At 34.0% G+C, this 20412-nt stretch carries 21 protein-coding genes and 1 rRNA gene; 18 read left to right on the forward strand and 4 right to left on the reverse strand.

All coding sequences use genetic code 11. The annotated features are described in order from the left end of the window. Positions 1-17 precede the first annotated feature (17 nt). Positions 18-134, forward strand: a 5S ribosomal RNA gene (rrf, locus tag DES36_RS08995). 245 nt (positions 135-379) lie between these two features. Here the strand turns inward: rrf and DES36_RS09000 are convergent. The 3 genes from DES36_RS09000 to deoD form a co-directional block, all read right to left on the reverse strand. Next, complete coding sequence (locus DES36_RS09000; protein WP_113920895.1) at positions 380-1144, reverse strand: MBL fold metallo-hydrolase; 765 nt, start codon at positions 1142-1144, stop codon at positions 380-382. Positions 1145-1432: 288 nt separating this feature from the next. Continuing rightward, positions 1433-1648, reverse strand: coding sequence for a PspC domain-containing protein (locus DES36_RS09005; RefSeq protein WP_113920896.1), 216 nt, complete (start codon positions 1646-1648; stop codon positions 1433-1435). 67 nt (positions 1649-1715) lie between these two features. Next, positions 1716-2423 (reverse strand): purine-nucleoside phosphorylase, encoded by a 708-nt coding sequence (deoD, locus tag DES36_RS09010; RefSeq protein ID WP_207657443.1) that lies wholly within the window; start codon positions 2421-2423, stop codon positions 1716-1718. Between the two features lie 197 nt (positions 2424-2620). Between deoD and DES36_RS09015 the strand changes: the two genes are divergently transcribed. The 16 genes from DES36_RS09015 to DES36_RS09090 all read left to right on the forward strand — a co-directional run bounded on the left by DES36_RS09015 (position 2621) and on the right by DES36_RS09090 (position 18345). Continuing rightward, the gene (locus tag DES36_RS09015) at positions 2621-3064 is read left to right on the forward strand and encodes a cell wall hydrolase (RefSeq protein ID WP_113920898.1); all 444 of its coding nucleotides are present in this window, start codon (positions 2621-2623) and stop codon (positions 3062-3064) included. A gap of 20 nt (positions 3065-3084) precedes the next feature. Then, complete coding sequence (locus tag DES36_RS09020) at positions 3085-3543, forward strand: hypothetical protein (protein ID WP_113920899.1); 459 nt, start codon at positions 3085-3087, stop codon at positions 3541-3543. A 197-nt stretch (positions 3544-3740) separates the two neighbouring features. Continuing rightward, positions 3741-4325 (forward strand): rubrerythrin, encoded by a 585-nt coding sequence (gene rbr / locus DES36_RS09025; RefSeq protein ID WP_113920900.1) that lies wholly within the window; start codon positions 3741-3743, stop codon positions 4323-4325. A 380-nt stretch (positions 4326-4705) separates the two neighbouring features. Beyond that, complete coding sequence (locus tag DES36_RS09030; protein WP_113920901.1) at positions 4706-5629, forward strand: AEC family transporter; 924 nt, start codon at positions 4706-4708, stop codon at positions 5627-5629. Between the two features lie 15 nt (positions 5630-5644). Next, positions 5645-6331 (forward strand): 5'-methylthioadenosine/adenosylhomocysteine nucleosidase, encoded by a 687-nt coding sequence (locus DES36_RS09035; RefSeq protein WP_113920902.1) that lies wholly within the window; start codon positions 5645-5647, stop codon positions 6329-6331. An 86-nt stretch (positions 6332-6417) separates the two neighbouring features. Then, on the forward strand, positions 6418-7554 hold the full coding sequence (gene alr / locus DES36_RS09040; RefSeq protein WP_113920903.1) for an alanine racemase: 1137 nt from the start codon (positions 6418-6420) through the stop codon (positions 7552-7554). A 258-nt stretch (positions 7555-7812) separates the two neighbouring features. Next, entirely contained in the window at positions 7813-8163 is a 351-nt protein-coding gene (locus DES36_RS09045; RefSeq protein WP_113920904.1) for a type II toxin-antitoxin system PemK/MazF family toxin, read from the forward strand. Positions 8164-8432: 269 nt separating this feature from the next. After that, on the forward strand, positions 8433-9293 hold the full coding sequence (locus tag DES36_RS09050) for a YitT family protein (RefSeq protein WP_113920905.1): 861 nt from the start codon (positions 8433-8435) through the stop codon (positions 9291-9293). 21 nt (positions 9294-9314) lie between these two features. Then, on the forward strand, positions 9315-10124 hold the full coding sequence (locus tag DES36_RS09055) for a transketolase (protein WP_113920906.1): 810 nt from the start codon (positions 9315-9317) through the stop codon (positions 10122-10124). After that, a complete protein-coding gene (locus tag DES36_RS09060; RefSeq protein WP_113920907.1) occupies positions 10121-11059 on the forward strand; it encodes a transketolase family protein in 939 nt (312 codons plus the stop codon). The genes DES36_RS09055 and DES36_RS09060 overlap by 4 nt, the downstream gene beginning before the upstream one ends. A 251-nt stretch (positions 11060-11310) precedes the next feature. Further along, entirely contained in the window at positions 11311-12915 is a 1605-nt protein-coding gene (locus tag DES36_RS09065; RefSeq protein WP_113920908.1) for a CTP synthase, read from the forward strand. Between the two features lie 601 nt (positions 12916-13516). Beyond that, entirely contained in the window at positions 13517-15166 is a 1650-nt protein-coding gene (gene rho, locus DES36_RS09070) for a transcription termination factor Rho (RefSeq protein ID WP_113920909.1), read from the forward strand. Between the two features lie 129 nt (positions 15167-15295). After that, positions 15296-15493: a 50S ribosomal protein L31 gene (rpmE, locus tag DES36_RS09075; protein WP_113920910.1), complete on the forward strand. Its 198-nt coding sequence runs from the start codon at positions 15296-15298 to the stop codon at positions 15491-15493. Between the two features lie 82 nt (positions 15494-15575). After that, a complete protein-coding gene (gene prmC / locus DES36_RS09080; protein ID WP_113920911.1) occupies positions 15576-16433 on the forward strand; it encodes a peptide chain release factor N(5)-glutamine methyltransferase in 858 nt (285 codons plus the stop codon). A 318-nt stretch (positions 16434-16751) separates the two neighbouring features. Further along, positions 16752-17993: an ammonium transporter gene (locus tag DES36_RS09085; protein WP_113920912.1), complete on the forward strand. Its 1242-nt coding sequence runs from the start codon at positions 16752-16754 to the stop codon at positions 17991-17993. A 10-nt stretch (positions 17994-18003) separates the two neighbouring features. Further along, positions 18004-18345, forward strand: a complete 342-nt coding sequence (locus DES36_RS09090) for a P-II family nitrogen regulator (protein WP_113920913.1) — start codon at positions 18004-18006, stop codon at positions 18343-18345. Between the two features lie 140 nt (positions 18346-18485). Here DES36_RS09090 and DES36_RS09095 read toward each other — a convergent pair whose 3' ends face one another. Further along, entirely contained in the window at positions 18486-19733 is a 1248-nt protein-coding gene (locus DES36_RS09095; RefSeq protein ID WP_113920914.1) for an aminopeptidase P family protein, read from the reverse strand. A gap of 148 nt (positions 19734-19881) precedes the next feature. Here DES36_RS09095 and DES36_RS09100 point away from each other — a divergent pair, with 148 nt between their 5' ends. Continuing rightward, complete coding sequence (locus DES36_RS09100; RefSeq protein WP_113920915.1) at positions 19882-20259, forward strand: PH domain-containing protein; 378 nt, start codon at positions 19882-19884, stop codon at positions 20257-20259. The last annotated feature ends 153 nt before the right edge of the window (positions 20260-20412 follow it).

A 20412-nucleotide genomic window follows, 5' to 3' on the forward strand; every position in this document is an offset into this window, starting at 1 on the left:
AACTTAGAACTAACACATTCCGCGGCAATAGCGGAGGGGCTACACCTGTTCCCATACCGAACACAGAAGTAAAGTCCTCCAGCGCCGAAGGTACTCGGGTGGTGACGCCCTGGGAGAATAGGACGTTGCGGATTTGTTTAGTAAAGAAAGGCCTCTGATTATCAGGGGTCTTTTTTTCTGTCGAACTAAGCGACTCACGTCGCAGTGAACAATGAACACTGAACAATGAATAGTGAACAATATATGAAGGACTTAATAGAGAGGTCGCATATTTGTACTGTTCGATGTTTAGTGTTCATTTTTTCATTGTTCAGTGAAAGGTTTTATTTTTTAGCCACCAGCGGTGGCTTTTGCTTTTCCTTACCACCTTGTCACCTTACTACCTTACCACCACCTTACCAGGCTCCTCACACAAAATCAACTCCGGCAATTCGTCTCCGTATCTATCCACCACCTTATATATAGATCCCAACCAATTATATTCATCTTTTTCCTTATTAGGCATATGCATTAATACAATTTTCTGCGGCTTAATATGATCCCTAACGACCTTTCTTGCCCTAGGCAATGTAATATATGGAAAATCTAATAATGCATAATTTATATTCAGTTTATCTAGTCCTAAGTTCTCGTAATTTATTAAATCTGGTTTTGCATCTCCACAATGATAAATTCGTTCATTCTTAAATTTTAATAGATATGAAAAATTAACCACATTCTTATAATCATTTCCATCATGGGTTAATGAAGCAACCGAAAAATCAATCCCATTAACGCTAAAATCCTTTATTGTATTTAATTCTACTTCATCATAAATGAGTTGTTGTTCAAGAGAAATATCGTATTGAGATAGGTTCTTTAATAACTCTACTGTTTGTTTACTAGAAAATAGCTTAGTATTAGGGTGATTACGTAATGTTTGTAAAGTTGCTTCTCCATCAAAGTGATCTGGATGGTAATGTGTAAATAATAGTAGATCCATATTGTCAAATGGAGGAATCCCATTTATGATCTTATCAATTGTTTGACGATCTACATTATAGTAAGGGTCTATTTGTTTTGCATGAATGGCATCAATCATGACCTTTTTCCCCATATTTTCAATTAAAAAGCCTGCATTAGCTATGTAACGTATATTTGACATAAAGTACCTCTTTTGTTAGTTTTGTATTTATAAAAAGAGTGGAAAGCTCTCCCTTCCACTCTTTCCTTGTTTGACAGGAAGGTGTTACTTTTTGATCCTAGCTACTGCTTAAGTCAACCTAAGCGCCAGCGAAAGATCTTTGACCCCATAGAAAGTTTTACTTTTAGACTAAAATATTATTTAAGCCCTCTTTATATGTGATTGAATCTTTGACCTGTAAGACTTGACTCTAGCACTGAAAGCTGAAGACTAGCTGCTGATGGCTAAAGTGCCAAAGGCACTTTAATGTTAGTCTATAGTATAGTCATCAAAATTAAGATCGCTTTTATCAGGCAATATGAAAGCACATGCAATGTAGAGAAATAGCCCAAGACCTACTAATGGTAAGGATAATACCACCCAAAGAATTCTCACAATAGATGGATCGATAGAGAAGTATTCGGATACTCCTTGACACACGCCGCTTATCTTACCCTCCGCTTTGTTTTTGTATAATCTTTTCATTTTGGTACCCCCTTGTATATATTTATTAAAAAGAAATTGATACTTTATGGAAATTATCACAGTGCTATTAGATTTCAATAGCTAAATCTAAAGCAATTTCAATCATATCTGTCAACGTTTTCTCTCTCTCTTCTGGAGTGGTAGCTTCTGAGGTTACGATACTATCGCTCACAGTCAAAATAGATAAAGCATTCTTTCCTAATTGAGTTGCGTTCATATAAAGAGCAGCAGTCTCCATCTCGACGCCTAAAACGCCCATTTTAGCCCAAGTTTTCCAGGAATCTTTGTCATCATTATAGAATAAATCACTGGTCAATATATTCCCAACTTTTACATCTAAATTCCTTGAACCAGCGATATTATAAGCCTTTGATAATAAATCATAATTTGCTATTGGGGCAAAATTACCAGGGAGCTGGTATTGATGTGCAAAATTAGAATTCGTGCAGGTAGCCATAGCCAGGATAATATCTCTTATTTGAATATCCTTTTGATACGAACCACATGAGCCTATTCTTATAATATTATTGCAATCGTACTCTGTAAATAATTCATAAGAGTAAATACTCATAGAGGGCATGCCCATTCCAGAGCCCATTACGGATACCTTCTTGCCTTTATATAGTCCAGTAAAACCTAGCATACCCCTTACTTTATTAAAACAAAAGGGACTATCCAAGTACTTTTCAGCAATAAATTTTGCTCGTAAGGGATCCCCAGGCATTAAAACAGTCTTTGCAATATCTCCTTTTTTTGCACTATTATGAACACTCACAATTCTTCACCTCATATTAATATAATAATATCTACTATCATTATACCCTAATTAATAATCTATAAATAAAATATTTATACTGAATGATATGGTTCAAGTAATTTTGCATAAATTAAAACAAAGTGTTTAGACTTGTAGCAAAAATAAAATCTCAAAATATAATGAATAAAGATTGTTAATAAATATAGGAGGAAAATATGGCGTACTCAGTTAGAGAATTGCTTGCAAGACTTATTAAATGCGAAGCCGAAGGCGAAGGAGACACTGGTATGAAGGCTGTAGCAACAGTTGTAATGAATAGAGTACACGTCGCCGAAGGAGAATATCAAAGGGTTAATCAAGGTGATTTGAGAAGAGTAATCTTTCAACCAGGTCAATTTGATTGCGCAACAGAGACATTAGGTGGTCAATATAATCCACAAAATATATATAATGCCAATCCAGAACAAATACACTATGATATTGCAGATTGGGCACTAGCAGGCAATAAAGTTTATAATATCGTTGAATCTTTGTGGTATATGAATCCATTTGTACCAGATTGTCCTGTGTATTTTCCATATAATCAAAGTGGTGTTATTAATTCTAGGATAAGATTACACTGTTTTTTTGATCCAACACCGTTATATTCGCAAACATAAAAAATGAAGAGGAGTTTAAAATGAAAAAAAATATAATACCAGATAGTTCAAAAATCTTATCAACATTTGAAAATAAATATGCAACACCTATGCAAATGCCACCAATGTATATGCGCCCACCTCAAGGTGGTATGCCTATGCAGCCACAACAACCTATGCAACCTATGCAACCTGTACCACCACAAAATGGTGTTCCACAAAGAATATCACCTGTAATGGGACCTAATTATATCCAAGGCTACCTACAACAGTTTATCGGCCAATATATAAGAATTGACTTCTTAGTTGGTACAGGAACATTTATTGACAGAGATGGTATATTAACTCAAGTTGGAATTGATTTTATCGAGTTGAGAGAAGTTCAAACTGGTAATATACTCGTTGGCGATATGTACTCCGTCAAATTTGTTACAGTATACACTTCCGCACCAGGAGTACCTTATATGGGTGCATCAGGAGTATCTCACACTGAAGACTAAAAAATTTCCTAGGCTGCCATACAATGGTAGCCTAATTTTTTTAGTGAGAAATGCTTATTGAACAATGTTTTTACAACTGTTTAACTATCGTTTAGCCATTGTTTGACTACTGTTCAACTATTATTCACAAAGCAATAAAGTCAATCTTATTGTAGTTATTTTTTTTGAATGGGCAATAATACATATGAGGTGATAATATGGAGAAAAGTTTAAAAGGAACGAAAACAGCTGAAAATTTAATGAAAGCTTTTTCAGGGGAATCACAAGCTAGAAATAGGTACACATTTTATGCAGAGAAAGCTCAACAGGAAAAACAAAAAGACATTTACCAAGTATTCGACGAGACGGCTCATAATGAAAAGTATCATGCAGAGCGATTCTTTAGAATACTAAATCAAGAATTTAAAGGTGAACAAATAGCTGTTTTTAATGCAGGTTATCCTGTAGAATTAGGAACTACCTTAGAAAACTTAGAAGCAGCAGCTGCAGGTGAGCATGAGGAGAACTCTATACTTTATCCTACTTGGGCTAAAGAAGCTAAAGAAGAAGGGTTTATACAGATAGCAGATGTATTTGATTTAGTTGCACAAGTAGAAGTAAAACATGAGCAAAGATTTAAAGAATATGCTGAAAGGGTTAAGAATAATGAAATGTATAAACAAACAGGAACAGTCCAATGGCTATGTTTAGAATGCGGACATATTCACGTAGGTTTAGAAGCTCCTGGTGTGTGTCCAATTTGCCAAAGACCTCAAGGATCCTTTAAATTATTACAAGGATAAATACGAATTAGCATAGTTGCTATTATTATAAAAATAACTGCCTAATCACTACAAAAGAAAAAATAACTTCTCTTTTTTAAGGAGAAGTTATTTTTCTTTTACTTTACAGTAAGAAGGTTTTACCTTTTGAATTAACTACTATTTAAATTATTTTTATATACAAGACTTGCGTATTTGGCCTGTAAGACTTGACCTTTGAGCACTAGTGGCTGGTGGCTGATTGCTGATGGCTAGAGCATTAAAATGGCACTTTTCTAGATAAAGTAAGTGAAGTAATAAATAAGACCTATTAAGTTGTAATATTGTATTTGCATAATTAAAACTGTATAATAATTTCATGGAATTCATTGACTGAAAAAAGAGCAATAAAGGAGTAATTTATGAATCTAAATCGTATTTTTGTTTCGATACTTACCTTGTTTATAGTGGGGATAATTGGTTATTGCAGTAGAAAGAAAAACATATTAAGTGAAGAAGCAGTAAATAGCTTACCTAAATTTTTATTAAATATATGCAGTCCGTTGTTGATTGTTTCTTCGATGCAGATCCCTTTTACACAAGATAAACTAGATGACATCAAAACTGTTTTTTTACTATCTATAATAGTTTACTTTATTTCTATCATAATTTCTCTTATAGTGCCTAAACTATTAAGAGCAAATGGAGACAATGAAAGGGGTGTATACCAATTTATGACCATATTTTCTAATGTGTCGTTTATTGGATTTCCAGTATTGTTGTCTATTTATTCTAGCGAAGCCATATTTTATGGGTCAATCTTTATTATACCTTTTAACATCTTACTGTATACCGTTGGTATTTACATGATGGCCAGTGAAAAGAAAAAGTTTAATATAAAGATATTGTTAAATCCTAATATTCTAGCTGTTATTATTGGCTTTCTATTGTTTGCTTTCTCTATACAAATTCCTGCCTTTTTACTTCAACCAATGGAGCTAGTAGGAAATATGACAACACCTCTATCTATGATTTTTATAGGAGGATCTTTATGTGGTGTAAATATGAAAGAAATGTTTAAAGAGTGGCGATTATATGCAATATCAGCTATAAGGCTTCTCATTTTGCCACTAATAGTGCTTCTCTTATTTCAAAATTTTATCAGCGATCCTTTGTTATTAGGGGTACCAGTAGTTATTACAGGTATGCCCATTGCTGCTAACTGCGCCATTGTAGCAAAAGAATATGGAGGTCATGCAGAATTAGCATCATCAGGAACATTTATGAGTACACTTTTGTCGATGGTTACCATACCCTTATTAGTGTTAATAATATCAAATATATAAAAAAGGAGAAAACAAATGATAATAGGTATAATAGGTGCAATGGAAAAAGAAATTACTATTTTAAGAGAAAGAATGGATTTAACTAAAATAGAAGAAAAAGCGAGTCTCACTTTTTACATAGGGAAATTAAGAGATAAGAACATCGTCTTAGTTCGTTCAGGTATTGGTAAGGTAAATGCAGCCATGTGTACACAGATTTTAATAGATATCTTTCATGTAGATGTAGTAATCAATACAGGTGTGGCTGGGGCACTTCATCCTGATTTAAATGTAGGGGATATTGTAGTGTCTACAGATTCTCTTCAACACGATATAGATGCCTCTGTCTTTGGAGATCCAAGAGGAATTGTACCAGGCTTAAAAGAGAGTATTTTTGTAGCAGATCAAAAACTATTAGACATCATTGATGGAATCACAATAGAAGATCATAAAATCTTTAAAGGTAGAGTATTAACAGGCGATCAAGGAATTGCAAGCAGTGAAATAAAACACTTCTTAGTAGAAAATTTTGAAGGATATTGTGTTGAAATGGAGGGTGGCGCTATCGCCCATGTGTGCTATTTAAATGAAGTTCCTTTTCTCATTATTCGAGCAATCTCCGATAAGGCAGACGAAGAAGTAGAGATCAATTACAACGAATTTGTAGAATTTGCAGCTAAAAATTCAAGTTATATGTTAGAAAGTATTTTAGAAAAATTGTAAACTCTAAGATTTGAGTTTCAAAGCTAAGTAAAACCCTTTGCTTACAATAATAGCTCGTATCTTAGTTTGGAAAAGAGGTTTTTTATATGATGCCCGTTTGGTGTGAAATCCGCTTAGATTATTTAATTGACAATTATAATGAGATTAAAAAATGTGTAGGAGAACAGGTCGAATTGATGCCTATCATTAAAGCAGATGCCTATGGTCATGGGGCTATTGAATGTGCTAAGACCTTAGTTCAAAATGGCGCAAAACGGTTTGCGGTGGCCCGTGTAGACGAGGGAATACAACTGAGAAATGCAGGGATTAGATGCCCTATTCTTATTTTAGGTTATATTTCTAATGATGAAATAAGAGAATTATTAGAGTGGGATTTGACTCCTACAGTATACCATATAGACTTTGCAAGAGAGTTATCTAAACAAACTGCTAAAACTGTAAAAATACACATAAAATTAGATACAGGTATGGGTAGATTAGGTTTTAGAGGGATAAAAGAAAGTGTTAAATCTATAGAGGATATTTATACTATGGATAATCTGGTAGTAGAAGGGATTTATAGCCATTTTGCAACTTCTGATGAAAAAGATAAAAGCTATAGCTTATCTCAGATGGAATCATTTGAAGAAGTACTAAAATTGTTAACGAAAAGGAGAATAGATATTCCCACTAAACACTTATCAAATAGTGCTGCTATTATGGATTTGCCTACGAGCCAATATAATATTGTTCGTCCAGGTATTATTCTATATGGCATGTATCCGTCTGAAGAAGTAAACAAGGAAAAAATTTCTTTAAAGCCAGTAAAAAGCTTTAAAACCAGAATTGCTAATCTTAAGAAAATCTATTCAGGTGATAGTGTAAGTTACGGTAGAAAGTATATAGCAGAAGATGAAAGATTAATTGCTACTTTATCCGTTGGTTATGCTGATGGGTATAGTCGATTGCTTTCTAATAAGGGAGAAGTCCTCATTAGAGGTCAGAGAGCAAAAATTGTAGGAAGGATATGCATGGACCAGTGTATGGTAGATGTTACTCATATTTCACAGGTTAAGGTAAATGATGAAGTTCTTCTTTATGGACCTGGTTTGCCAATTGAAGAATTGGCAGAAAAGATGGGTACGATTAATTATGAAGTTTCTTGTATGATATCTCCTCGTGTTCCTAAACTTTATTATTGGAAAAAAGATTTCATAAATATGGATAAAAATCTTTATAGTTGACCATAATACAGTTGAGAGAAAATTACATATCATTCGCTCTGTTTTCTTGTCAATTTCGGTAACGAAATTATAACAAAATTTATAAGATATTATAAGTACTGAAAATGGTTTGGGTTCTAAGCTATACTTAATTTGGTAAACTCTCTCTCAACAAGAAAATAGAGAAAAAATAGCTTGCACACGACTCCATTCCATTTAGCTTATTTGAAAAATTAAGTTATTAGGACTTTATAATATTAAATCGGAGAGTGAAAAAGGGTGAATGTCAAACGAGGAGACGTTTATTATGCAGATTTAAGCCCAGTAATAGGGTCTGAACAAGGAGGCGTAAGACCTGTGCTTGTTCTACAAAATAACGTTGGCAACAAGTATAGCCCTACAATTATTATTTCGGCTATAACATCTCAAATTAATAAGTCAAAGTTACCTACTCATATAGAAATCAACGCTACTGAATTCGGTCTAAGCAAAGATTCTGTTGTTTTGCTTGAACAGATTAGGACAATAGATAAGAAGAGACTAAGAGAAAAAATTGGTCACTTAGACGATGAATTAATGAATCAAGTAAATGAAGCCTTACAAATCAGTTTTGGAATGGCAAATTTCTAAGAATATTTACGAGTTAGCACCTTTCTTTTTAGGAGGTGCTATTCGTATTAGTGGACTTTTACATATTTACCTTATTGGGACAAAAGTTCCGCATTCAACTTTCTGCATTCAGCTTCTAGTACTCAAGCGCAAACAATATATACTCTTCCTTATGAAGTAAATCAAAAAATCTATCATAGTAAAAACTTGATCACGTTTACATATTTGATTGTTAATAAATTGAGCAAATGTTATGGTATAATAACCATGAATTAAATAGGAGAAAGAAAATGACCAATAACTTTAAAAGGATAAGCAAATTATTGTTAGACTATTTTGGGATATCTATTGGCTGCATGATTATGGCGGTAGCCTTTAATTCGTTTTTCGTACCTGCGAGGATTGCTCCTGGGGGCTTTAGTGGTTTAGCAGCAGTAATATATCATTTTACAAATTTCCCTATTGGTATCACTACCCTTGTCTTAACGATTCCACTATTTATTATTTCCATTAAATTATTAGGAGCAAAATTTGGTGCAAAAAGTTTCTATGGTACAATTTTCTTTTCATTATGTATTGACTTTATTGTAAAATCACCTCAATTGACAGATGATTTGTTTTTATCTTCTGTTTTTGGGGGTATCTTGCTGGGAATAGGAATAGGTATTATTTTTCGATTTGGTGGAACTACTGGAGGAACAGATCTGCTTGCCGCGCTTATGCATCATTATTTTAGAACAATATCTGTTTCTACTTGGTTGCTCATAGTAGACTCTATAGTTGTAGCTATAGCAGGAATTGCATTTCAAGATATTGAGGTTGCACTATATTCTATTTTGACAATCTACATTAATATGCGATTAATGGACGTAATACAAGAAGGTATAAGTAATACAAAAGCCTTCTACATTATCTCAAAGAATTCTACAGAAATCGCATACAGGATTATGAAGGATTTAGATAGAGGTGTTACTACTTTAAGAGGTAAAGGCGCATACACTAATGAGGATAGAGATGTACTCCTTTGCGTAGTAAATCGAGCAGAGGTCTTTCAGTTAAAAGATATCGTTCGCTCTATTGATCCAAATGCTTTTGTTATATTAGCTGACGTCCATGAGGTCATAGGCGAAGGCTTTAAAAATATAGATTAAAAATGAGGAGGAGAGTTATACATGGCAGATTTAAAAGCTATTGCAACAAATATTAGACAAAGTATTATTAAAGAAATAGCAAATGCTGCATCAGGACATCCAGGTGGGTCTTTATCTGGAGTAGAAATCTTAACATTACTATACTTTGAAGTAATGAATATTGACCCAAAAGATCCTAAAAAAGCTGGTAGAGATAAATTCGTTCTTTCAAAAGGACATGCTTCACCTTTGCTATATGCAACTTTAGCAGAAAGAGGTTTTTTTGAAAAAGAAGAATTACTTACTTTCAGAAAAATCGACAGCAGACTACAAGGACATCCTGATATGAAAAACGTACCAGGTGTGGACATGTCTACTGGTTCTTTAGGGCAAGGTTTATCAGCTGCAGTAGGAATGGCTATTGCAAACAAATTAGATGGTAATGACGCAAAAGTATATGCTCTATTAGGGGATGGAGAATTAGCTGAAGGCATGATTTGGGAAGCTGCAATGTCAGCAAGCCATTACAATTTAGATAATCTTATAGCATTTGTAGATTACAATGGTCTTCAAATTGACGGAAGATGCTGCGATGTAATGAATTCTGATCCAATCGATGGAAAATTCGCTGCCTTTAACTGGAATGTAATCAATGTAGAAGATGGTCATGATTTTGATCAAATTCGCGAAGCTTTAGGCAAAGTTGTAGAAGGAAAACCAAATGTATTAGTGTGCAAAACCATAAAAGGTAAAGGTGTATCCTTCATGGAAGATCAAGCTGGTTGGCATGGTTCAGCTCCAAATGAAGAACAAACAAAACAAGCGTTAGCAGAGTTAGGAGGCACACTATGAGTAATCAAGTAGCTACTAGAGTAGCATACGGAAATACACTTGCAAAACTTGGAGAAACAAACAAGGATATAGTCGTTTTAGATGCAGATTTATCAAAATCTACAAATACAGCTACTTTCTGCGATAAAACTCCTGATAGACATTTCAACTGTGGTATTGCAGAACAAAATATGCTTGGTATAGCCGCAGGACTTGCAGCATCAGGAAAGATTCCTTTTGCATCAACTTTTGCAGTATTTGGAGCAGGAAGAGCTTTTGAGATTATTCGAAATTCTATTTGCTATCCAAAATTAAATGTTAAAATAGCCGTTACTCATGCAGGACTTACAGTTGGAGAAGATGGTGCAACTCATCAGTCTATCGAAGATATTGCTATTATGAGAAGTCTTCCAAACTTAATTGTACTTTGCCCAGCTGATGGAGTTGAAACAGAAAAGATGATCAATGAAGCTGCAAAATATGATGGACCTGTTTACATAAGATTAGGAAGACCAAACTTGCCAATCGTATTAGATGAAAACTATGAATTCGAAATTGGAAAATCTGTAGAATTACGCCAGGGAAATGATGTTACACTTATAGCAGTAGGTATTATGGTTGCAGAAGCCTTAAAAGCTGCTGAAGAATTAGAAAAAGAAGGCATCTCTGCTCGAGTAATAAACATGAGCTCTATTAAGCCAATTGATGAAGACGCTATTGTAAAAGCTGCTCAAGAGACAGGTGCTATCGTTACAGCTGAAGAGCACAGCATTATTGGCGGGCTTGGATCTGCTGTTGCAGATGTATTAGTAAATGGTACCTTCGCACCACTAGAAAAAGTAGGTGTACAAGATACCTTTGGCGAATCCGGAAAACCAAATGAATTATTAGAAAAATATGGTTTAACAGCAAGTAATATCGTACAAGCTGCTAAAAAAGTAATAAGTAGAAAATAGTACATCGTAATAAAAAGATACAAAATAGCACGTTAATGAAACTCTAACTTGAATAAGTTAGAGTTTTGCTATGTTAAAGGACTTATTTTCATACATTAAAGAATTATAGACAGTTATTTTTATTGATTGATGATCTATTTATATATATAATTAATTGACATTATTCATAATAAACATTAAACTAAAATAGTTTGAAAAAGTCTAAATAGGATATAGATAAATATAGTTTAACTTAAATATGGAGGTTTTTTATGAGTACCAAGTATATTTTTGTAACTGGCGGCGTGGTCTCCTCACTGGGAAAAGGTATTACTGCAGCTTCATTGGGCAGATTGTTAAAAGATAGAGGTTTAAAGGTATCTATTCAGAAATTTGATCCTTATTTAAATTATGACCCAGGTACGATGAGCCCTTATCAACATGGTGAAGTATTTGTAACAGATGATGGTGCAGAAACAGATTTAGATTTAGGTCATTATGAGAGATTTATCGATGTAAATTTATCAAAATGGAGTAATGTGACCACTGGAAAAATATACTGGTCTGTTATTTCTAAAGAGAGAAAAGGGGATTATTTAGGAGGAACGGTCCAAGTTATCCCTCATATTACAAATGAAATTAAAGAAAATATCTTAAAAGTTGGACAAGAAACTTCAACAGATGTAGTTATCACTGAAATTGGCGGTACGGTTGGTGATATTGAAAGTCTTCCTTTTCTTGAAGCAATTCGACAATTGCAAAATGATTTAGGACATAAAAATGTAATTTTTATACATGTAACATTACTACCTTATTTAAATATGGCTGGAGAGTTAAAAACAAAGCCAACTCAGCATAGTGTAAAAGAGTTGACAGGGCTAGGAATTCAACCAGATATTATTATTTTGCGCTCTGAAAAAGAAGTAAATGATGATATTAAAGAAAAGATAAGCTTATTCTGCAATATTGAATCAAGAGCAGTAATCCAAAATGCAGATGCAGAGGAATTATACGAGGTTCCTTTACTACTTGAAAAAGAAGGACTAGCTAATTTAGTATGTGAAAAACTATCTATTAAATGTGGTCAAGTAGACTCTAGCGATTGGATCTCTATGGTTGAAAAATCAAAAAATTTAAAAGATAAAGTAAAAATAGCATTAGTTGGTAAGTATGTTGAATTACATGATGCTTATCTTTCTGTTGTAGAGGCTTTAAAACACGGTGGAATTGCAAATGACTGTGAAGTAGAGATCAAATGGGTCCACTCTGAAGAGATAAAAGAAGACAATGTAAAAGAAGTATTTAAAGATGTTAACGGAATTATCGTACCAGGTGGCTTTGGGCATAGAGGCGTAGAAGGCAAAATCCTAGCAGCCAAGTATGCTAGACTAAACAAAGTACCTTATTTAGGATTATGCTTAGGCATGCAAATCGCTGTTATTGAATTTGCTCGAAATGTAGTAGGATTAAAAGGTGCCCATAGTTCAGAACTAGATCCGAATACACCATATCCTGTTATTGACCTTATGCAAGATCAAAAGGACATTGATGATAAAGGTGGTACAATGAGGCTTGGACTTTATCCGTGTCAGTTAAAAGAAGGCTCAAAGTCCTATGAATCATATGGAAAGCCAATTATTGATGAAAGACATAGACATCGCTATGAGGTAAATAATGAATATAGAGAAGTACTTGAAGAAAAAGGTATGATGATCAGCGGTGTTTCTCCAGATGGCAAACTAGTGGAGATGATTGAATTAAAAGATCACCCATGGTTTGTTGCTACGCAAGCACATCCAGAGTTTAAATCTAGACCCAATAAAGCGCATCCTTTATTTAGAGAGTTCGTTAAAAGCGCAAAAAATAATCGACAATAGCTTTAAACATATAGTGTGGTTTTAAATGCATCCCAAAAAGTTAGACAGATTTATTAACTTTTTGGGATGCATTTTTTTATTTCTTCGACACCTTTATTGACAAAAATGTGGATAACTATGGGGAAAAGTGTTGATACTGTGAATAACTTTTTTAATAATTCACAAAAAGTACAAATAGAACAGGATATTGTGTATTATTTTGTCGAACAACACAAGAGTTGTTCACATTAATAAAGTATTGATAAATCTAAATATTGTGGATAAGATAATGATATAAAGCCATACTAAAATTTTGCTGTATTTTATCCACCAATAGTAAAATTGCGTATTAAAATCTTTTTCTTTATTGACATGTGAAAAAATTATGATATATTAATAATGTCTAATCAAATATTATCTATATTATATTCAACATCATCTCTGTTTAATACTAATTTCTTTTGAGTGCCATGTTTATATTCATAAAATGACTATATATTAAATACTGTATTATAGTGTATAAATTATTTATAAATTATTTCTATATTGAATTTTTTATTCTTAACTTCGTCTATGACCGTAGATTATCGTGAAAATATAAAATAGGAGGTGTTGTCCATAAATGGAGAACCTAGAAATACTAACAATTATACAGCTGAGAGATAAAGCAAAGGAATTAGGAATCCCATCAGTTACTAAATATAAAAAACGTGAACTAATCGAAAAAATTCAAATGATTTATGCAGAAGAAGAAAAAACTCAATTAAAAGCAAGGCATGCAGAAAATAGAGTAGAAGAAATCAAACCGCTTGAAGAAAAAGAAAACCCCAATAAATATTCTAAGCTTAAAGACGACATCCACGAATCTTTTAATCTTAAAGGAACTCTTCAAATTCTCCCAGAAGGATTTGGCTTTCTAAAAAGTGAAGATATGATCTCCCCAGAAGAATATGTCTATGTTTCAGCCTCTCAAATTCAAAAATTCAAATTAGAATCCGGTGATGAAATAAAAGGCAAGGTTCGTAGCCCTAAAGAAGGGGAAAAGTATTATGCCATGTTATTTGTAGAGAATGTTAACGGAAAAACTACGAGCCAGATTATAAAAGAAGAAGCTAGTATGATGAACAATCCAGATAAAAAGGATATGAGCAGGTATAGCAAATCCCAAATAGGAATACTAGAAGTAAATCCTGATGGCTTTGGCTTCCTTAGAACCAATAATTACTTAACTGGAGAAAATGATATTTACGTATCTCCATCTCAAATTAGGCGTTACAAGCTTCGGACAGGCGACAAAATCGTCGGAAAGATTCGCATTCCAAATGAAGGGGAAAAATTCGATGCCTTACTTTATGTAGAATCTGTAAATGGAGATGTACCTGAGACCGTTGTCAATAGACCCAATTTTGAAAAATTGACGCCAATATTTCCTGAAGAAAAGATTAAGCTTGAAACGAATAATAATACCATCTCTACTAGAATTATTGACCTTTTTGCGCCAATAGGGAAAGGACAGAGAGGGATGATTGTGGCAGCACCTAAGGCTGGTAAAACTGTATTATTAAAACAGGTTGCCAATGCTATTGCAAAGAATCATCCTGATATGGAACTTATCGTTCTTTTAATTGACGAAAGGCCAGAAGAAGTTACAGATATGATAAGGTCTATAAAAGGAGATGTAGTGTATTCTACCTTTGATCAATTGGCATCGAATCATATTAAAGCTGCTGAGATTGTTTTAGAGAGAGGAAAGCGTTTAGTAGAGCAGGGCAAAGATGTAGTCATATTGATTGACAGTATTACCCGATTTGCTAGAGCAAATAATCTAGTAGTACATCCATCTGGCAGAACTCTTTCAGGTGGCTTAGATCCAGAATCACTATACTTGCCAAAGAAATTCTTTGGAGCTGCTAGAAATATAGAGCATGGTGGAAGTTTAACCATATTAGCTACAGCTTTAATTGAGACAGGCAGTCGAATGGATGATGTCATCTTTGAAGAGTTTAAGGGGACGGGTAATATGGAACTTCACTTAGACCGTAGCCTTTCAGAAAAGAGAATCTTCCCTGCCATAGATATTTATAAGTCTGGAACAAGAAGAGAAGATAAATTGTTATCAGAACAAGAATTAAGGCTTGTTTTTGGAATCCGCAAGATGTACAGCAATTCTTCTAATGCAGATGTAACGGAGAAAATCATTGATACTTTATCTAGGACAAAAACCAATGAAGATTTTATTCATTTTATGATCTCAAAGTACAATTTAAAATAATAGGCAGGTTTAGAAGAAAATAGTAGATAAAAATATTTGCCATATGGGACAAACCGTGATAAAATATTATGAGTGTAAAATTGACATGAATATTTTATATATATTAAGTTTTGGAAAGAGGTGAATGTAATGAAAGAAGGTATTCATCCAGATTACAAAAAATCTATCGCTAAATGTGCTTGTGGAAACACTTTTGAAACAGGTTCTGTTAAAGAAGAATTAAAAGTTGATATATGTTCTGCTTGTCATCCATTCTTCACAGGAAAACAAAAATTAGTTGATGCAGGCGGTAGAGTAGATAAATTTAAGAAAAAATTCGGATTATAAGATGAAGAGTAAAAAACCAACAGAGAGATTAGTTGCTTTAGGTGACTAATCTTTTTTGCTATAGTAGGAAGGAGACCTTAATATGAAAATTAGCCAAATCTTAAATAAAGCTGTTTTACAATTAAAAGAATGCAATAAGCCTTCCCCTCGCCTAGATGCAGAGGTAATTTTAGCAAATTTACTAGAGGTAGAGCGATTGTATTTTATACTACATAAAGACCAGGATATACAAGAGGATCTTGTAGAGGAATATAAACAGCTTATAGGCAGAAGATGTAAAGGAGAGCCTGTGGCTTATATTGTAGGTCATCAGGAGTTTATGGGCTTAGATTTTATAGTCAATAAAAAGGTACTGATTCCAAGACCAGATACAGAAATTCTAGTAGAGTACGTAGTAGAATATATAAAACAAAGAGAAGAAGATGTAAACATACTTGATATTGGATGTGGTAGCGGTGCCATTGGTTTAAGTATAGCATCACAATTTCCTAAGTCACAAGTAACCCTAGTAGATATATCACCTGAAGCCTTAGAGCTTGCCAAAGAAAATGCCAGGAAATTAAATATTAAAAATGGTCAATTTGTCTTAAGTGATTGTTTTGAGAGTATAAGTGACAAATATCATATTATCGTATCAAATCCTCCTTATATCCCAGCAAAGGATATCGAAGATCTTCAAATAGAAGTAAGCACTTATGAGCCAAGAGGTGCCCTAGACGGTGGTATAGATGGCTTAGATTTTTACAGAAGAATTGCTACAGAGGCAAAAGAATATCTCTTAAAAGGTAGCCTTTTAGCCTTTGAAATAGGTTATAATCAAGGAAATGCAGTTATAGAGATATTAAAAGAGAATGATTACAAACATGTAAAGAAGCTGAAGGACTTAGGTGGAAATGACCGGATTGTAGTAGGAGAATTAAAAACAGGTAGTAAAAAATAAAAAATATAAAAAAATATTGCATCAAAAATATAGTTATGGCATAATATAGTTTAACAAGTAAATGAAGAGCAAGGGAGCTATTTAAATAATACGTTTAGATAGCTCTTTTTTATTGATAAGAAAGTTTACTTTTGATCTATTTCCTGCATGGGACATTTTATATGCAGGATCAGATCTTGATGCTAAAGAAATATCTAGATACCAGTGACTAGTTACTTCTAGGCACTAAGTAAGAATACAAGTTCATTTTGGCAATGGAGCTGCTTTTATGGGAAACCATGTAAAGCAGCTTTTTTTATATAAAAAGGAGGGAAAGAAATGAATACAGGAGACACATCTTTTATCTTCATGTCAACAGCACTCGTTTTTCTTATGACACCAGGGCTTGCTTTTTTTTATGGTGGTATGGTTCGCAGAAAAAATGTATTAAATACCATCATGTCTACATTCTTCATAGCTGGATTAGCATCTATTCTATGGGTTATAGTGGGGTATTCCCTATCCTTTGGAAAAGATCTAGGAGGAATAATTGGAAACCTACAATGGTTTGGATTTAATGGTGTAACTTGGAATCCCAATGGAGATTATGCAGCTACGATACCCCATAACCTTTTTGCATCCTTTCAAATGATGTTTGCCATTATAACACCAGCACTTATTACGGGTGCATTGGTAGAGCGAATGAAATTTTCATCTCTGTTTATGTTTATCGTATTATGGTCTTTCCTAGTTTATTATCCAATGGCTCATATGGTATGGGGCGTTGGAGGATTAATAAGGGAACTTGGAGCTATTGATTTTGCAGGTGGAAATGTTGTACACATTAGTTCAGGTGTTTCAGCCTTAGTAGCATCTATCATGCTGGGGAAGAGAAAAGGATATGGGATGACAGATTATCATCCCCATAATATACCTCTTGTCGTAATAGGGGCATCTCTACTGTGGTTTGGATGGTTTGGGTTTAATGGTGGTAGTGCACTTGGAGCTAATGGTTTAGCAGTTCATGCACTTATTACATCGAATACTTCCGCCGCAATGGCATTGCTTACATGGATGTTTATAGAGAAAATCACGAGAGGTAAGCCAACCTTGTTAGGAGCGGCTACGGGTGCAGTAGTTGGCCTTGTAGCGATTACCCCAGGTGCAGGTTTTGTACCTATATGGGCATCAATTATTATTGGCGCTCTTGTAAGCCCTATTTGTTATTTTGGAGTAAGTACCATAAAACATAAGTTTGGCTACGATGATGCCTTAGACGCATTCGGATGTCACGGCATAGGAGGTATCTGGGGGGCAATTGCCACTGGACTATTTGCACATCGTTCTATTCATTCTGCTACTCAATGGAATGGACTTTTCTTTGGTGATACAAGATTATTCACAGCACAAGTAGTGAGCATTCTGATTACTATTATTTTAGCGGTAGTTGGAACTTTTGCCATAATGAAAGTCTTGCAATTTTTTATGGAGATTCGAGTAAACCATATGGAAGAGATAGAAGGGCTTGATAAGGCAGAGCATAGTGAAAATGCATATCCTTCATTTACAGGAATGGATTGAGGAGGTTAATATGAAGAAAATTGAAGCAATTATAAGGCCATGTGCTTTAGAGGAGTTAAAGGATGTACTATCTAAAATGGACATAAATGGCTTGACAATAAGTCAGGTCATGGGCTGTGGAAATCAAAATGGATGGAAAGAATATTACAGAGGTTCAGAAATTTTTATGAATGTGCTTCCAAAGATTGAAGTAAGCGTTGTAGTTCAAGATGAGAAGGTAGACCATATCATAAATACAATCATCAATGTAGTGAAAACAGGAGAAATAGGAGATGGTAAAATTTTTGTAAGCGATGTAGAGAGAGTTATTAGAATTCGTACAGGTGAAGAGGGCACAGATGCTTTAGATTGAAATGAACAATGGGACCTAAAAATTGTAGGTCCCATTGTTTAATAGCCCACATCTGTCATCCTCGAGACTTTAGCCGAAGGATCCTGTAGTTTTTATTACCTTACCTAAAGGCGAGGCTTTTTCCGCTTTCCGCATTCAGCTCACTTATTCATAAATGCCTCTATATCATCGATCTCTTTAATAATATGCTCCGACAAATTAATATTGCCATCCTCTGTAATTAAGATATCATCTTCAATTCGAATGCCAATCGCTTCTTCTTCAACATAAAGACCTGGTTCACAAGTATAGACCATGCCAGGTTGTAGGATGATATTTCGATCTCCAACATCATGGGTATCTAGCCCCAGCGGATGACCTATGCTATGGTAATAATATTTACTCACATCTTCTAGATTGTCAATAAGGTCTAATTCTTTACAGCCTTGCGCTAATAAATCTTTTGCTAGCTTATTCAGATTTACAGTAGATACCCCTGGTTTCATATGTCGGATAATCTCCTTATTACAGTGTAAGACTACATTGTAGACATCTTTTTGTCTTTCCGTAAATGTACCATTTACAGGGAATGTTCTTGTAATATCTGCACAGTAATTGTCTGCACTCGCCCCTAAATCAAAAAGAATTAAATCATTATCTTCTGTAATTTTGTTATTCGCTACATAGTGGAGTATGGTTCCATTGATTCCAGAAGCAGCTATGGTATCAAAGGCGTGTCCAGCACCTTTGCATTTTAGTACAAAGTCAAAATGAGCTTCAAATTCACATTCTGCCATACCTGGTTTTGCATGAATCATCATACTTTCAATGCCTTCTTTAGTGATATCAATGGCCTTTTTCATGCATTTCACTTCTTCAGGTTTTTTGATAGTTCGAAGTTTTGTCAAAATCTTTGAAGCATTCTTTTTTATTAAATAAGGGTATTTCGATAAAAGCTCTGTAGAGAAAGCAGAGGACATTTTATCGCTGTAATCCCAAGCGTATCTGCTGTAATCAAAATAAACATTTTCTACATTATAAGCCCCACTGCCTAAAATCTGTACCAGCTTCGATTTAATATTTTCTACATACATTATATTTTCAATGCCAGAGATGCTCTTAGCCTCATCTGCACTAATCTTTGCGCCAACCCACTTAGCAAGGATAGGGTCAAATTTTTCGATAAAAAGATACTCTTCTACCACATCACCGTACTTAATAGCCACAAGAATAATATCTTCTCGCGCGATACCAGTAAGATAATAAAAATTGCGATCTACTTCAAACATATAATAAGCGTCATTTGATTTGTGTGGCGCTTTTCCAGAAAAGAAGATGGCCATGCTATTGTCTTGTAGATTTTCATAAAGCTCTCTTCTATTTTGAGTAAAAAAATTTTTAGTTAACATATAAATTCACTTCCTTTACGCTCATTTTATACTAGTAGAATAAAGAAGTGAACTGTTTTTAGAGAAAAGCAGGAGAAGAATGGCAAATTTATCTCCTTGACTTTAAAGTATTAAAAATATATGTTATATCTAAAAAGGAGTGGATTACATGGGTTTATTAGATGGCATGATGGGAAATGCTTCTGAGGTAAATTTAGGTAGTGTACAGAAAGATTTTGCAAAGATACTTGCTCCAAATGAACAAATTGAAAAGGCTTATAAATTAATTCGAGATTTATTTATTTTTACCAACAAGAGATTAATCTTAATTGACAAACAGGGAGTAACAGGCAAAAAGAGCGAGTATCATTCTATACCTTACAAAAGCATCACTCACTTTAGTGTTGAAACAGCAGGGCATTTTGATTTAGATGCAGAACTTAAAATATGGATTTCAGGCACACAAATGCCTATACAAAAGACTTTTAATAAGAGTTTGAGTATTTATGAGGTACAGGCAGTGTTGGCGGCGTATGTAATGAAATAACGTTAAACGATAGTTGAACAATTTTTAAGCAGCAGGTAGATAATGGTTGAAAATTTGTTACACCCTTATTCTATAATGTGCGTGCTTGTTAAGGCACAAATTTAGAAAGTCTTAGTTATGACTCCTCCTAATATATAAGTGTAAGGTTCAAGC

Source organism: Alkalibaculum bacchi (assembly GCF_003317055.1).
GTDB classification, from domain to species: Bacteria; Bacillota; Clostridia; order Eubacteriales; family Alkalibacteraceae; genus Alkalibaculum; species Alkalibaculum bacchi.